Origin of the sequence: Rossellomorea sp. LJF3 (assembly GCF_037046045.1) — a bacterium.
Taxonomy (GTDB): Bacteria; Bacillota; Bacilli; order Bacillales; family Bacillaceae_B; genus Rossellomorea.
The window spans coordinates 151,134-167,286 of the sequence record NZ_JBANLY010000006.1; the positions used below are offsets into that span (position 1 = coordinate 151,134).

The window sequence follows — 16,153 nt, forward strand, 5'->3', positions numbered from 1 at the left end:
CTATTAAGGCTACTTTCTTATGTACTTCAAAAATCATGTAAAGAAGAAAAGAACGCACCTGAAAAAGGTACGTTCTAGGGTTTTGCTTTATGATTTATGTTGGTTCTTTCAAACGTTGACTTCTTGTTTGGCGTTCATTTTGGTGGCGACGAATTTGGCCAGGTCGACGACGCGGCATGAGTAGCCCCATTCGTTGTCGTACCAGGCAAGGACTTTCACTTTTCGGCTGCCCATGACCATTGTGGACAAGCCGTCGATGATGGCGGAATGTGGGTTTGTATTAAAATCGATTGAGACAAGTGGTTCTGTCGTATATTCCAGGACTCCGTGCAGGGAACCAAGGGATGCCGTGACGAATGCTTCGTTGATTTCTTCAACGGTTACGTCCCTTTTCACATCCACGACCAGGTCCACCAGTGAAACGTTCGGAGTCGGTACACGCAGCGCCATGCCATGAAGCTTCCCGTTCAGTTGAGGAAGCACTAATGATAATGCTTTTGCAGCACCCGTTGTCGTCGGGATGATCGATTGGCCGCATGCTCTTGCTCTTCTTAGATCTTTATGTGGATTGTCGATATTCTTTTGATCATTTGTGTAAGCATGCACCGTCGTCATGAGACCGTTTTCAATTCCGAACTGCTCATCCAACACTTTCGCTACAGGAGCCAGACAGTTCGTCGTGCAGGAAGCATTGGAGATGACGCTGTGTTCTTCTATATTTAATGCGCTTTCATTTACGCCCATCACAATGGTAACGTCTTCATTTTTACCCGGGGCCGTCAAGATGACTTTTTTCGCTCCCGCTTCCAAGTGAAGACTCGCCTTATCTTTTGAATTGAATTTCCCCGTCGCTTCGATGACGATATCGATGTTCAGTTCATTCCAAGGTAATGCTTTAGGATCACGATTGCTTAATAGCAGGACACGTTTTCCGTTGATGATGAGTGCATGATCTTCCACCGCTACATCTGCCTGGAATGTACCATGATTTGTGTCATACTTTATTAAATGAGCTAACGTTTCAGCCGGGTAGCTTGCGTTAATGGCTACAACCTCTAAGTTTTCCTCTAATATCGCTTTTCTGAAAACCATTCTTCCAATACGTCCAAAACCATTGATTGCAATTTTCGCCTTCATAAATCCGGCTCCCCTCTATATTAATGTTATACTTATATGTTTATTTGCTAAAAATAGTATAACATATTTGGTGAATTAGTTAATAAGTATTTTGCGGATTTTAAATGTTTTATTATTCTGACAAATAGGCTTATTGTATGTATATTTTTGTGGTTGGGAATCATACTTGATTTGACGGTTTAATTCACACATTATCCCGGAGCATGTGCTGGTTGAGTTCCACTACACTAACCTATTAGAAAAAATTAAAAAACCGACAAGGGTTTCTTGTCGGTCATTTGTGTTGTTATGGTTGTAGGTCCCATTCTGTTAATAGAGCTTCTAGTTGTTCTTTTGTGTCATGCAGGGTTCCGTCGTTGTCGATGACTGCGTCGGCAAGGTTGACTTTGTCCTTGAGTGGGAATTGGGATGCGATCCGTGCTTGTGCATCTTCACGGTTCAAGTGATTGCGTTCCATTAAGCGTGATAGTTGTGTTTCTTCGTTCACGTAGACGACGAGGGTACGCTCCACCATCCACGTGAGGTCGCTTTCGAATAGCAATGGTATATCCATGAATATGGTGTTCTTGCCGGATGCGATGGCTTCGTCTTTATGCTGGAGCATCATGCTTCTGACGGCAGGGTGCACGATGCTGTTCAGCACTTTCCTTTTTTCTTCAGAGTTAAAGATGATTCCACCGAGTTTTTCGCGATTGATGGTCGAATCGTTTTCGTGAAGGATGCCTTCACCAAATTTTTCTACAATCGCCAGATAGGCAGGCTGACCCACCTCGACCACCATACGGGCTGCGAGGTCTGCGTCGATTATGGTATATCCTTTTTCATGTAACATGGTTGAGATTGTACTTTTACCACTTGCAATTCCACCTGTTAATCCTATAATACGCGCCATGATCGTGTCCTTTCCAATACTCGCCGGGTACTAGAACCTCAGGATCCCGATCAGGATGAGCAGAACGCCTGGAAGGAATGAAACGCGTTGAATCCAGCGCAAGTGAGAGAAGAATTCCCCCATCTTCAATCCGGAAAATAAGAACGCAAAGCTCATCACAAAAATCGCCAGGGTCAGTAGTAGTGGCGAGAAATGTAATAACGCGGCACCGATTCCGGCACCGAAGGCATCCAGTGACAAGGCGATCCCAAGCATGAATGCCTCGATTCCGGTAATCGTACCCGATTTATCAAAGTCCGCCGTGAGCGGTCTTCTTAATATTTGAATCACTAAACCTATGGATTTAATTTCAAAATTGATCAATGTTTTTTCATGTGACAGTACCGTCTCTTTTTCCGGTCTGAAGAACTGGTAGAGAACGGCTGCGCCGATCACGACAAGGATCAGTCCGCCGATTCTTCCCGCCCAGACCGGGGTGATGATGGACCCGATGGTTTGACCGAGTAACATCGCCAGCAATAAAGAGCTCGCTGAACAGATCGATATGATACTGATTGATTTTGTAGGGATTTTCACTTTTCGCAATCCATAAGTTAAACCGGTGCTAAAACTATCGAGACTTACAGCGAACGCCAGCAGTAATAAGGAGATTGTTTCACTCATCTAATAGCCCTCCCGAAAATCATTACAATACTATATGGTAAGGGCTTATCAAATGTTAAACGTTCTTTCTACCGCTGACAGCGAGGGCAGTAATGGGTCCCCCGCCCAGCCGAAACTTTCTTCTCGATGGCTGTACCGCAGTTCCGGCACGGCTCTTCTTTTCTGCTGTAGACATAAAGGTTCTGTTGGAACATCCCCATCTGTCCCTGGGAGTTCACGTAAGACCGGATCGTGCTGCCCCCCATTTCCACCGCTTCTGTCAACGTGTGGATGATTTCTCGGTGGAGCCGTTCAATTTCTTTCCGTGACAGGGACTTTGATTTCCGGTCGGGATGAATGCCTGCACGAAATAGGGCTTCATCCACATAGATGTTCCCAAGGCCCACCAACACCGTTTGATCCAATAAGGTGGCCTTCACGATCCTCTCCGTCCTGCCGAGCTTTTCAGCCAGATAGTCTGGTGTAAACTCCGACAGAAACGGTTCCGGCCCCAACTGAAGGAGGGGAAGGTGAAGGAGCTCTTCCCCCTTTTTAAAGAGATGCATCGTCCCAAACTTCCGGACATCACGGTATCTGAGTTCCGTTCCATCCGTAAAGTGGAAGATGACATGGGTGTGTTTTTCAATGGGATCCTCATGATCAGCCAGATTATACTTCCCTTCCATTCTCAAATGAGAAACGAGGGCAACATCATCACAAGAGAAGATCAAGAACTTCCCTCTTCTTCTCATTTCGTGAATTTCCTGACCTCTCAAGCTGTGGATGAATTCATCCGTTTCAGGTGGATTCTTGATCATTTTTGGCCAAAAGACACTGACATCCTTTATTTTCTTCCCTGATACAAGGAGCTCCAATGTCCTTCTGACCGTTTCTACTTCAGGCAGCTCGGGCATGGTGCCACCTCCTTCTCACTAAAACTACTTCGCGTCGTACCATGTTTGTCCGTACGAGTAATCAACCTTTAATGGAACCTCGAGCTCCATTGCGTTTTCCATCACTTCAGGAACGATTTTCTTCAATGTTTCGATTTCATCCTCAGGGGCTTCGAAGATCAATTCATCATGCACCTGTAAAAGCATCCGTGTTTGAAGTTTTTCTTCCTTTAAACGGGCTGCCATATCGATCATCGCTTTCTTGATGATATCTGCTGCACTTCCCTGGATCGGTGTGTTCATCGCTGTACGTTCTGCAAAGCTCCGTAAATTGAAATTACGACTCGTGATTTCAGGAAGGTAACGGCGTCTGTTCATCAGCGTCGTCACATACCCCTTCTGTTTCGCATCCTGTACGATGTCATCCATATATTCTTTTACGCCGGGAAAGCTTTCTAAATATTTCTTAATGAACTCCCCTGCTTCTTTCCGTGTAATATCAAGGCTTTGTGACAGTCCGTAGTCGCTGATTCCATAGACAATCCCGAAGTTAACGGCTTTCGCATGCCTTCTCATATTGGATGTGACCTCTTCCTTCTCCACTCCAAACACGTCCATGGCCGTTTTCGTATGGATGTCCATATCATTACGGAAGGCTTCCACCAATTTCTCATCCCCCGCTATATGGGCAAGCACCCGCAGTTCGATCTGTGAATAATCGGCAGCGAACATGACCCATCCCTTTTCAGAAGGAATGAACGCCTGACGGATCTTCCTGCCTTCTTCCAAGCGGATCGGAATGTTTTGAAGGTTCGGATCCGTTGAGCTCAGGCGGCCGGTTTGAGTGAGGGCCTGGTTGAACCGTGTATGGATCTTGCTGGAATCTTTATGAACGACCTTCAATAATCCTTCGAGATAAGTAGACTGGAGCTTTCCTAACTGACGGTAGTGTAGGATATGATCAATGATTTCATGCTTAGACTGCAGTTTTTCCAATACGTCTGCGGAAGTGGAGTAACCAGTCTTTGTTTTCTTCACAACCGGCAGCCCCAATTTTTCAAAAAGGATCACACCGAGCTGCTTCGGAGAATTGATATTGAAGTTCTCCCCTGCCAGTTCATGAATGTTCTTTTCCAATTCTTCCAGTCGGAGGGCAAGCTCTTCCTTCATGGTCATCAAACGATCCTGATCCACTTTCACACCTGTGAATTCCATCTCAGCCAGGATAAGGGCAAGAGGCAATTCCAGCTCCATGTATAATTCATAAAGATCATTTTCTTCCAGCTCTTTAATGCATGTTTCCTTTAAGTCTTGAAGGATGAATGCCTTTCGTGCCAGATGTTCGGATAATACGTCAGTGGTGGAAGGGACTTTCTGCTTGGCCCCTTTTCCATACACCGCTTCGTCTGATTCGATGGATGGCTGACCATGCCCTTTTGAGATTGAGGCGAAGTCCTCACTCGATTCAGAAGGATTGATGATATAAGACGCGAGCAGCAGGTCGAACCCGATGCCTTTGATGTCGATCCCTTGTCGCTTCAGGGCAACGACGGTCTCTTTCGAGTTATAGACGTTCTTCGACTTCGATCCGTCTTCTGCCCATTTTTTAAAGGCTTCTGATTTCAGTGCCGTTTCAAGGGTAAAGAAAATCGTCCCATTTTCGTTATGAATACTCATGCCGATGACTTCACCAAGATGATAATTCTCCTCAAGCATTTCGATGTATAGAGAGCTTTCGTTAGAAAGGTGATCGTCTGTAATGGTTTCCACCACTTCAAAGGAGATATCGTCCAGCTCCTGGGGCTCCTCTTGAACGGATTCTCCCATTTTCTCGAGAAGGGAGTTGAAACCAAGGTCCCGGTACACTTCCTTCAGTTTCACTTCATCCCAGCCTTCGTAATTCAATTCTTCAACCGTGACTTCGATGGGAGCTTCCCTCAGAATCGTGGCCAGTTCTTTACTCATGATCGCCTGGTCTTTATTTTCTTCAAGCTTCTCTTTCAGTTTCTTTCCGCTCACTTTGTCGATGGACTCCAGCAGCTTTTCAAGAGAATTGAATTCCTTCAAGAGCTTAATTGCCGTCTTCTCACCGACACCGGGTACACCAGGAATATTATCGGAGCTGTCACCCATCAAGCCTTTCATATCAATGATCCGGTCAGGGGTGATCTCCCATTTTTCTTTGATGTGCTGAGGTGTGTACACCTCGATATCCGTGATTCCTTTTCTTGTGATGCACACGGTCGTATCTTTAGAGCTCAACTGGGTTAAATCCTTATCCCCTGAGTACACTTTCACTTCAAACCCGTCTGACTCTGCCTGCAGGGAGAGGGTCCCGATGATATCATCCGCTTCATAGTTTTCTTTTTCATACCGTTTGATCCCGTAAGCATCCAGCAGTTCCCGGATATAAGGGAATTGCTCGGACAATTCAGGCGGGGTCTTCTGCCTGCCGCCTTTGTATTCCGTGAATGTCTTGTGACGGAACGTCGTTTTCCCCGCATCAAAGGCCACGAGGATATGAGACGGCTTTTCATCTTCTAGTATTTTCTGCAGCATGGTGGTAAAGCCGTAAACTGCGTTTGTATGTACACCCTTGTCGTTATTCAATAGCGGAAGGGCAAAGAATGCACGGTAAGCAATGCTGTTACCGTCAATCAGGACTAATTTTTTGGACATATAAGTACCTCCTGTACAGGCTTCTGTTTCTATATATTCATTCTATCATGTTGGGGAATGAAAGGAAAAACGGGGACCTTATTTATGGAATGGGGTGGGGGCTCTTACGATACTCCTCCTCAAAAAGAAAAAAAACTCTTTGAGAATGGATCATTCCACTTTCAAAGAGTCCTTCATATTATTCCGTATACCCCATCAACAGCCTCGCATACGGCGAATCGGATGGTAAGATGATGACGGTTTTATCATCCACGGTCTTCTTATACGTTTCGAGCGTTTTATAGAGGTCATAGAAGCTCGGGTCCTTCGAGAAGGATTTGTTGTAAATTTGCGCTGCTTCGGCTTCTCCTTCGGCCCGGATCACATTGGCATCTGCCCCCGCTTTTGCAAGGAGCTCTTTCACTTCGCGATCGGTTTCAGCCGTCACCCTTTGTTTCTCGGCATCCCCCATGGACAGGTATTCCTGTGCTTTAGAGTCCCGTTCCGAAATCATACGGGTGTAGACGGAGTTTTCATTCGCTTCAGGCAGATCTGTGCGCTTCATGCGAACATCCTGAACGACGATTCCATAGTTATCCCGCTGCAAAAGTTCATTTACCTTATCTGTTACTTTATCGTTTAAGCTTCCCCTTGATGACTTCTCATCATTGATGATTTCATCATATTCCAATCGACCGAGCTCTGAGCGGACAACGGAATAGATGAATTCTTCCATCTTGGTCTCGGCATTGATCACCGTTCTGGCATTTTTGATCATCTTAAGAGGGTCTTCAATGCGCCACACGGCATAATTGTCGATGAGCATCCGCTTTTTATCTTTGGTATTTATCTCTGCTTCTGTCACGTCATAGGTCATTTGGTGCTTCGGTAAAGTAGTGACCGATTGGATGAATGGGATTTTATATTTCATACCCGGTTCCTTATCGATCCGAACCACTTCCCCAAATTGACGGACAACTTTGTATTCTCCTTCTTTGACAATGAAGAGACTCGTGAAGAGAAGAAGGATGACAGCGATGAGGATCACGAAAAAGATTCCTAATTTCGTATAACGCTTCCACTCGATCGGCTCTTTCTTCTTTGTATTGATATCAAAAACGTTTTGATCACTCATTCTCATCACTTCCTTCCTGCTTCACCGGAGGATTCTGATTCTCCATTTGACGGATAGGGAAGTACTTCAGGGTTTCTCCACTATCCTTCATGATATAAATTTCTGCATCAGGCAGGACATTTTCCAATGTTTCCAACACGAGACGCTTTCTTGTAATTTCAGGATTCGATTTATACTCATTGTACAGTTTGTCAAATACTGCTACATCTCCGCGTGCCTGCTCCACACGTGCAATTTTATCCCCTTTGGCCCGTGAGATGATGGCATCCTTTTCCCCTTTGGCTTCGTTGGTCCGCTGATTTCGATACTTCTTGGCTTCATTGATTTTCGTATTCATCGTTTCCCTTGCATCCGTTACCGCCGTAAACGACGAGCGGACCTCTGCATTCGGCAGCTCAACATCCTGCAATTTCACTGCAAGAATGGAAATCCCAATATCGTAATCATCGATCAACTCCGTCAATAAATCCCTTACATCTGCCTCGATTTCGGCTTTCCCGGACGTTAAGGCATCATCGATCAATGAGCTTCCGATAATGCTTCTTAGTGAAGAAGAAGTCGCGTCGTACAGGATTTCTTTAGGGTTATCCGAATTGAATAAATAGCCTTCAGGATCCGTGATTTTCCATTGAACCACAAGATCGGCCAGCACAATGTACTCATCCCCCGTGATCATTTTTGTTTCTTTAGGAAAGTCCTTGATCTTCCCGTCTTTTTCTTCATATCCAAATTGAAGACTGAAGGTTTCCTTCGACAGGACTTCCACTGACTGCACCGGCCACGGCATCTTGAAATGCAGTCCAGGCTCCACAACCGGTTCGCCTGCATCCCCGAACGTCAACACCAGTGCCTGTTCTGATTCGTCAACGGTATACCAGGATGTCAGTAGTACAACAATTAAAATAATGGCTGTGAGCACCATTCCTGCCAGAGTATAAACACGCTTCAAGCTCATATGCACCCTCCCTTTTCCATCTCTATATCTTATTTTCTGCTTACTAAGATATACGGGCGTAAGACAAAAAGGTTTCAATAATATTAAGGGAAGATGACAAGAGAAACACAGAAAGCGTTTTCAAAAATAAAAAGCGAAAAGACGAGAACGGGGTTGGTTCTCGTCTTTTCGTAACACCTTGGATGAAGGGGTTTCACTTAGTATCGTAACACCCCATTGTTAAATGAATTTTAAGCTATTGTAAAAACAATGTAAATAAGGTGAAAAACGACTAAGGTTTTCCTTGATTTCCACCATGAGAGATGGACGAAGCGCGCTTATTCAATGTGACAGTGAAAGTCGTTCCTTTTTCAAGTTCACTTTCCACTTCAATATCACCTTCATGGGCTTCGATGATGTGCTTGACAATCGCCAAGCCCAAACCGGTACCACCTGAATTCCGGCTTCTCGCTTTATCCACCCGGTAAAAACGTTCAAAGATGCGTGGGAGCTCTTCCTGGCTGATTCCCATCCCGTTATCCTTCACTTTCACATATACCTTATCCTGATCGTCCTGCACCGTGACCGAGACATTTCCCCCTTTCGGAGTATAAGCGATCGCATTGCTGATCAGGTTGATGAACACCTGTTTTAACCGGTAGGAATCGACTTCTGCCGTTCCCCTTGATTCGAAAACGGCTTGAAGGGAGATGTCCTTCGGTTTTGCTTTTTCTTTTAAAATCGGAAGCACATCTTCTATCAGCCCTGCCACTTCCACTTTCTCGACGAATAGCTGGAATCCCTGCTTCTCAATTTTGGACAACTCCAGCAGATCCTGAATGAGGGACTGCAGCCGGTCACTTTCCTTTAGAATGATGTCTAAGAAGGATTTCAGCGTTTCAGGATCATCCATTGCCCCGTCCAATAATGTTTCTGAGAATCCTTTGATCGAGGTGATCGGCGTTTTCAATTCGTGTGACACGTTCGCCACAAAATCTTTGCGCATCTGTTCAAGCTTTTTAAGCTCGGTAATGTCATGGAATACGACGACGATCCCTTTCCATACGTCATTGTTGCCGATAATGGGGGCACCGTACACTTCATAGTGCTTTCGATCAAGCTTGTACGGAAGGAGAATCTGCTTTCGCAATCGCTCCTCCGTCATAAAGATTTCCTCCACAAGCTTATTCACTTCAGAATAGTGAATCACCTCATGGTACCGTACTTTCTTCAGTTGGCTTTCCTCCAGGTTAAAGAATTCCCTGAACGTCCTGTTCGTTAAGACGACAAAACCCCGGTGATCGATCAATAGGAGAGCACTCCCCATATTTTCAATCAAAGTCGTTAAGCGGTCTTGCTGCATCTCCTGGGCATTCACCATTTCCTGAAGGTTTCTCGCCAGAATATTGATGGAGGTGCTGAGCATACTCGTTTCATCCAGACGATCCTCGTAGGTCCTGGCACGGTAATTCCCCTTGGCAAGCTCCATGGCCACATTGGTCGCTGATTCGATGGGCTTGGTGTACCTCACTGTAATTCTTGAACCAAGAATGATGATGAGGACCAGGGCAAGGCCCAATGAAATGGATAATACAAACCAAATTTGCTGAGTGCCTCTTTTCAGGGCATCCACCTCTGCGCTCATAATGAGAAGTCCCATCATTTCACCGTTGGCACTTTTTAATGGATACCAGTAATACCGATATTCATTTTCAGAAGTGACGAGCTTTTTATGCTTCTGTTTTACATCCCACTTTTTCTGGATTTCCTGTACGATTTTCTTCTGCTGCTGACCAGCCGGTGAATCTGCCGTATCCGTATCGTGGATGACATCCCCGGCTTTATCGAGCACTGTAATCCGGACATCCAGTATGTCACTCAACCCTTTAATCATTTCAGGATCGATTTCTTTCGGTGTCCCGTTCTCCTCAATGGAGCTTGCCAGTAACCTGGTCTCCTTTTGAATCCTGGAGTTAAAGGTATCTAAATAGAAGTTCTTGAAAATCTGGCCCAAAAGCAGACCAAGCCCTATTAAGACAGCGATGATCAAAGTAATGAGAGCAAATAGGAGCTTTGTTCTAAATTTGGTCATCGATTTTTAGGCTCCTCCAATTTATACCCGAGACCACGGATGGTTTTGATATAGGTTGGTTTTTTCGTATTGGACTCGATTTTTTCCCTGAGATGGCTGATATGCACATCCACGATTCTCGTATCTCCGGCAAAGTCGTAGTTCCATACCGCACTAAGCAGCTGATCCCTCGTAAGGACTCTTCCTTTGTTATCCGTCAAATATAATAAAAGCTCGAATTCCTTTGGTGTCAGTTCGAGTAATTCTCCTTGGAAATACGCTTCATATTGCTCAGGATATACCTTTAGTTCCCCGACTTCCTTATAATCAGTCGGTTCCTCGGCAGCCGGTTCCGTTTCCCGAATGGCCTGGCTTCGCCTTAGGATCGCCTTCACCCTCGCCACCACTTCACGGGGGCTGAACGGTTTTGTCATATAGTCATCTGCACCAAGCTCCAAACCAAGAACTTTATCGAATTCATCATCCTTAGCCGTTAACATCAGAATCGGGATATTGATCTTTCGCTGCCGCAGTTCCTTGCATACCTCGATCCCGTCCATGGACGGAAGCATCAGGTCAAGGACGATCAAGTCCGGGGACTGTTCAATCGCAAGATCCCTTCCTTCCGCGCCGTCATGTGCCGTTGTCACCGAATAACCGGATTGCTCCAGATTGTACTTCAAGAGTGTTGCAATGGATTGTTCATCATCGACTACCAAGATTTTTTTGCTCATTTGTTGTGCCTCCATACCAAAGAAAATTAACCCCAACATCCAAACTGTTTATGTAATTGTACTTTCATTATAATATAATTCTCGGGGCTTACCATCATTTAATCCTTTTTAGTTTTTTAGTGGACTATTTTATAGAATGCACTTTAACCTATTTCTTTATCATTTCATGCATAAAAAAAGAGCTATGATGACATAGCTCCCTCCCGGCATTAGAAGTTTTCCAATGCATGACTATTCATTTTTTCCAGTCGATGAGGCGGGCACACCTTGATGGTTCCGTTGATCACCTTTTCATCTTCCTCGTTCGTGGCCGATACCTGGATCGTAACCAGATGGTTATGTGGATTTACTTCTGTCACTTCAAAGAGGAATTGAACCGTTGCGTAATGATAGACCGGTTTTGGAAATTCAATGGTTTGCTCGACGATATGGGAGCCCGGTCCCGGCAAATACTTCGACACCGCCGATGTAATGATCCCCGTCAGCATGATGGATGGAACAATCGGCTTTTTAAAGGGTGTCTGTGATGCATAATCGTGCTGGATATATAATGGATTGGCATCATTTGTGAGCCCAAGGTATAGAAGAAGTTCATTGTCTTCAATTTTTTCTGTGAGGGTCAGTTTTTCACCGACGGTCATTTCTTCGATTTTTCTTCCCAGTTTTCTCTTTTTCCCTAATAACATAAGAAGCACCTCCAAGTATGTAAACGATTACAATTTTAAATAATAAAAATTATTTTTATTGTCTGTCTATTAGTATTTTATCATTTTTAGGGTTACCATACAAAGAGTTTTTACGCGTGGATTGATCATTTCGTTTTCTGATTGATTTTAAAAGAAAGGCCAATAATGAGATGAGCGAGTGCTGGTTGATTTCCGCTGCAGGTGCTCGCTTTCCGCGGGGCGGGCGGTGAGCCTCCTCGGGCTTTGCCCTGCGGGGTCTCACCTGTCCCGCGTTTCCCGCAGGAGTCGAGCACCTTCCGCTACAATCAACTATCGGGGTGTATGTTAATACTCCTTCAAAATCTATTATTATAGAATCCCCTTCTAATAATCCTAAAATAGACGACAGAGATAATAAATGACAAACACTGCTGTAAGCGTAGCAAACACCCTATTTTCAGTAGTATTTTGTTGACAGAGCATTGTTGGTTTATTGATTACTAAAAATAGACGAAATCGTTAAAAGAGTTTATACAACAAAAAAACTGACCCCCATATTGGAAGTCAGCTTTGGTTATGTCGTTAAGCCAATGAAGCCATGACGTTTTTCACTGCGTCGGCTGAGTTGGCTAGTGCGGCTTTTTCGTCTTCTGTGAGTTCGAGTTCGATGATTTTCTCGAGGCCGTTACCACCTAGGATAGTCGGGACGCCGAGGTAGATGCCTTCGAATCCGTATTCGCCTTCAAGGTAGGCAATGGCCGGGATGACGCGGCGTTGATCTTTAAGGATGGCTTCGACCATTTGGACGAGGGATGCCGCCGGGGCGTAGTAGGCGCTTCCGTTACCGAGCAGCCCCACGATCTCTCCTCCGCCTTTACGGGTGCGCTCAACGATTGAGTCCAGGCGGTCTTTAGGGATCAATGTCTCCAGAGGGATGCCTCCAGCGTATGAGTAACGAATAAGAGGAACCATGTCATCACCGTGGCCGCCGAGCACAAAGCCTGTTATATCCTTTACGGACAGGTTCAATTCCTGCGCGACAAACGTACGGAAGCGGGCTGTATCCAGGACTCCTGATTGTCCGATCACGCGCTCTTTCGGGAAACCGGATTCCTTGAATACGGTATAGGTCATGGCATCCACGGGATTCGTCAGAACGATGATATAACAGTCAGGTGAATACTTGACGATTTGCTGGGTGACTGATTTCATGACTTTTTGATTGGTCTGAACCAGATCATCACGGCTCATACCCGGTTTGCGGGCAATCCCGGCAGTGATGACAACAATATCCGAATCCTTTGTATCTTCATAATTGGACGTACCGATGATGGTTGAATCAAAGCCCTGAACAGGACTTGCTTCAAGCATATCCAGTGCTTTCCCTTTCGTTGGATCCTCGTTTTGCGGAATATCAACCAATACCACATCTCCAAGTTCTTTCTGGGCGAGCATCAAGGCCGTTGTCGCCCCGGTGAAACCTCCACCGATTACAGATACTTTTCTACGTTTAATGGTCATCATGATTCCTCCTATTCGTGTCATTATGTAAAGGAAGGAGTGCTCCTTTACGAAGCACCCCAACCTTATGACTAATTATTATGCTTCCATGTTATCGATTAAAGCAGAACCGAACTCAGAGCATTTCACTTCTGTCGCGCCATCCATCAGACGGGCGAAGTCATATGTTACCACTTTAGAAGCGATTGTTTTTTCCATTGATTTTGTGATCAGGTTAGCAGCTTCTGTCCAACCAAGGTGTTCAAGCATAAGCACACCTGAAAGGATGACAGATGAAGGATTTACTTTATCCATACCTGCATATTTAGGAGCCGTTCCGTGAGTTGCCTCAAAGATTGCATGTCCTGATTCGTAGTTGATGTTTGCTCCTGGAGCAATACCGATTCCACCTACTTGAGCAGCTAGTGCATCAGAGATGTAATCCCCGTTTAAGTTCATTGTTGCGACAACATCGAACTCAGCAGGACGAGTAAGGATTTGCTGTAAGAAGATATCAGCGATTGAATCCTTCACGATGATCTTACCTGCAGCTTCAGCATCAGATTGAGCTTTGTTCGCTGCTTCCAATCCATCAGCTTCTTTGATCTTGTCATATTGAGCCCAAGTGAATACTTTATCGCCGAATTCTTTCTCAGCAAGCTCGTAACCCCAGTTTTTGAAAGCTCCTTCAGTGAACTTCATGATGTTCCCTTTGTGAACAAGAGTCACTGATTTACGGCCTTCAGTGATTGCGTAGTTGATTGCTGCGCGGACTAAACGGCTTGTCCCTTCTTCAGAAACAGGCTTGATTCCGATTCCTGATGTTTCAGGGAAACGGATTTTGTTTACGCCCATTTCATCTTGAAGGAAGCTGATTAATTTCTTCACTTCGTCAGAACCCTTAGCGTACTCGATCCCTGCATAGATATCTTCAGTGTTTTCACGGAAGATCACCATGTCAGTATCTTCAGGACGCTTAACCGGTGAAGGAACACCTTCGAAGTAGCGTACTGGACGCAGGCATGTGAAAAGATCCAATTCCTGGCGAAGAGCAACGTTCAATGAACGGATTCCGCCGCCGACAGGAGTCGTAAGTGGACCTTTGATCGCGATGAAATATTCACGGATCGCTTCTAGTGTATCGTTTGGAAGCCATTCACCCGTTTTGTTGAATGCCTTTTCCCCTGCATAAACTTCTTTCCATGAAATCTTGCGTTCGCCTTTGTATGCTTTCTCTACAGAAGCATCCAGGACGCGTTTGGCTGCTGCCCAAATATCTGGACCCGTTCCGTCACCTTCAATGAATGGGACGATTGGATTGTTAGGCACATTAAGTTGGCCATTCTGGTTTGTAATTTTTTCACCTTGTGTCATTATGTAACCTCCATTTATTCATTATCAAAGGGGATGACCCATAAGTTACCCTTTCAGAGTCATTCCCCTTCTCTTATTATTACACCAATATTTTTACTATTTGTAAATATTGATGATTAACCTCTTTGTTCAACCGGCACGTATTGTTGCTTGCCAGGCCCTACATAATCAGCACGAGGGCGGATCAGGCGATTGTTTGAATATTGTTCAAGGATGTGTGCCAACCAGCCCGATACACGGCTTACAGCAAAGATCGGAGTGAATAAGTCATGATCGATCCCTAAGCTGTGGTAGACAGATGCTGAGTAGAAATCAACATTCGGCGGTAAGCCTTTATTGGATGTGAATACATCTTCAACCTTAACGGATATTTCGTAGTATTTACTTTGTCCTGTCAATTCAGTTAATTTCTTGGACATTTCTTTCAGATGCTTGGCACGTGGATCTCCCTGACGGTAAACGCGGTGACCGAAGCCCATGATTTTTTCTTTCTTCTCTAATTTGTCGAGGATGTACTCTTCTGCTTTGTCCACAGAACCAATTTCAGTAAGCATCTTCATTACCTGCTCATTCGCCCCACCGTGAAGCGGTCCTTTTAAGGCACCGATCGCAGCGGTAACACCTGAATAGACGTCAGATAGAGTTGCGACACAGACACGTGCTGTGAATGTGGAAGCGTTTAACTCATGGTCCGCATGAAGGACCAGCGCTTTATTGAATGCTTCGACTTCAACAGGCTCAGGATCTTTCCCTGTCAGCATATATAGGAAGTTAGCTGCAAATCCTAAATCCTGACGTGGTGCAATCGGTTCCTGACCGTTGCGGATACGTGCAAAGCTCGTGACGATCGTCGGAATCTTCGCTTGAAGGCGAACGGCTTTCAGATAGTTTTCCTTATCTTCCATCACGTCTGCTTTATCATCATACAATCCAAGTAGGGAGACAGCTGAACGTAAAGCGGCCATCGGGTGGACTTCCTTGATGTTGTACATCTTGAAATGCTCGATGACTTCCTTAGGCAATTCAGCGTTAGCTGCCAAAAGCTCTGTAAACTCCTTAAGTTCTGATGCAGTAGGCAGTTTCAGATGCCATAATAAGTAGATAACCTCTTCGAAGCTTGCATTATTTGCTAAATCATCAATGTTGTAGCCAACATATGTAAGGGTATCGTCAATGATCGAACTGATGGACGATGTCGTCGCTACAACTCCTTCTAATCCGCGAGTTGCTGTCATAATAACCTCTCCTTTTGTTATATATTTCTCTTTTACCCATTTTCATATGAGTATAAAACCCTACAGAACGATCTATCAAGTCTAGTAGGGCTTGTTTAAAAAGAACGTAAAAAACGCTGAGCGATTGCTCAATTCCTATACAAAAAATGATTCCCGGCTCTTCCAATAGTATCATGAGAGCTTGGGATGCGCTTACATTTCCTATTATAAACAATTATCTGACTTTTGTGAATGAAAACGCATCAATTTCTATAAAAATTATTTTTCTAGAAAAATAAACCAT

The 16,153-nt window shown here is 44.8% G+C and carries 13 protein-coding genes; all 13 read right to left on the minus strand.

Going from position 1 to position 16,153, the window contains the following annotated elements:
• Positions 1-108: 108 nt before the first annotated feature.
• Positions 109-1,137: a glyceraldehyde-3-phosphate dehydrogenase gene (locus V8G47_RS08605; protein ID WP_336199733.1), complete on the minus strand. Its 1,029-nt coding sequence runs from the start codon at positions 1,135-1,137 to the stop codon at positions 109-111.
• Between the two features lie 286 nt (positions 1,138-1,423).
• The gene (gene coaE, locus V8G47_RS08610; protein ID WP_336199734.1) at positions 1,424-2,029 is read right to left on the minus strand and encodes a dephospho-CoA kinase; all 606 of its coding nucleotides are present in this window, start codon (positions 2,027-2,029) and stop codon (positions 1,424-1,426) included.
• Positions 2,030-2,059: 30 nt separating this feature from the next.
• Positions 2,060-2,692, minus strand: a complete 633-nt coding sequence (gene ytaF, locus V8G47_RS08615) for a sporulation membrane protein YtaF (protein ID WP_336199735.1) — start codon at positions 2,690-2,692, stop codon at positions 2,060-2,062.
• Positions 2,693-2,760: 68 nt separating this feature from the next.
• Positions 2,761-3,585: a DNA-formamidopyrimidine glycosylase gene (gene mutM / locus V8G47_RS08620; protein ID WP_336199736.1), complete on the minus strand. Its 825-nt coding sequence runs from the start codon at positions 3,583-3,585 to the stop codon at positions 2,761-2,763.
• Between the two features lie 24 nt (positions 3,586-3,609).
• Positions 3,610-6,243 (minus strand): DNA polymerase I, encoded by a 2,634-nt coding sequence (gene polA, locus V8G47_RS08625; RefSeq protein ID WP_336199737.1) that lies wholly within the window; start codon positions 6,241-6,243, stop codon positions 3,610-3,612.
• Positions 6,244-6,421: 178 nt separating this feature from the next.
• A complete protein-coding gene (hflC, locus tag V8G47_RS08630) occupies positions 6,422-7,357 on the minus strand; it encodes a protease modulator HflC (protein ID WP_061811472.1) in 936 nt (311 codons plus the stop codon).
• A complete protein-coding gene (hflK, locus tag V8G47_RS08635) occupies positions 7,350-8,312 on the minus strand; it encodes an FtsH protease activity modulator HflK (protein ID WP_336199738.1) in 963 nt (320 codons plus the stop codon). Before hflK ends, hflC begins: the two co-directional genes overlap by 8 nt.
• 271 nt (positions 8,313-8,583) lie before the next feature.
• On the minus strand, positions 8,584-10,383 hold the full coding sequence (gene pnpS / locus V8G47_RS08640) for a two-component system histidine kinase PnpS (RefSeq protein ID WP_336199739.1): 1,800 nt from the start codon (positions 10,381-10,383) through the stop codon (positions 8,584-8,586).
• Positions 10,380-11,096: a response regulator transcription factor gene (locus V8G47_RS08645; protein ID WP_061811469.1), complete on the minus strand. Its 717-nt coding sequence runs from the start codon at positions 11,094-11,096 to the stop codon at positions 10,380-10,382. Before V8G47_RS08645 ends, pnpS begins: the two co-directional genes overlap by 4 nt.
• Before the next feature lie 209 nt (positions 11,097-11,305).
• On the minus strand, positions 11,306-11,782 hold the full coding sequence (locus V8G47_RS08650) for a MaoC family dehydratase (protein ID WP_336199740.1): 477 nt from the start codon (positions 11,780-11,782) through the stop codon (positions 11,306-11,308).
• A gap of 561 nt (positions 11,783-12,343) precedes the next feature.
• The gene (gene mdh, locus V8G47_RS08655) at positions 12,344-13,282 is read right to left on the minus strand and encodes a malate dehydrogenase (protein WP_336199741.1); all 939 of its coding nucleotides are present in this window, start codon (positions 13,280-13,282) and stop codon (positions 12,344-12,346) included.
• Positions 13,283-13,360: 78 nt separating this feature from the next.
• A complete protein-coding gene (gene icd, locus V8G47_RS08660) occupies positions 13,361-14,635 on the minus strand; it encodes an NADP-dependent isocitrate dehydrogenase (protein WP_336199742.1) in 1,275 nt (424 codons plus the stop codon).
• Positions 14,636-14,751: 116 nt separating this feature from the next.
• Positions 14,752-15,870: a citrate synthase gene (citZ, locus tag V8G47_RS08665; RefSeq protein ID WP_336199744.1), complete on the minus strand. Its 1,119-nt coding sequence runs from the start codon at positions 15,868-15,870 to the stop codon at positions 14,752-14,754.
• Between the last annotated feature and the right edge of the window lie 283 nt (positions 15,871-16,153).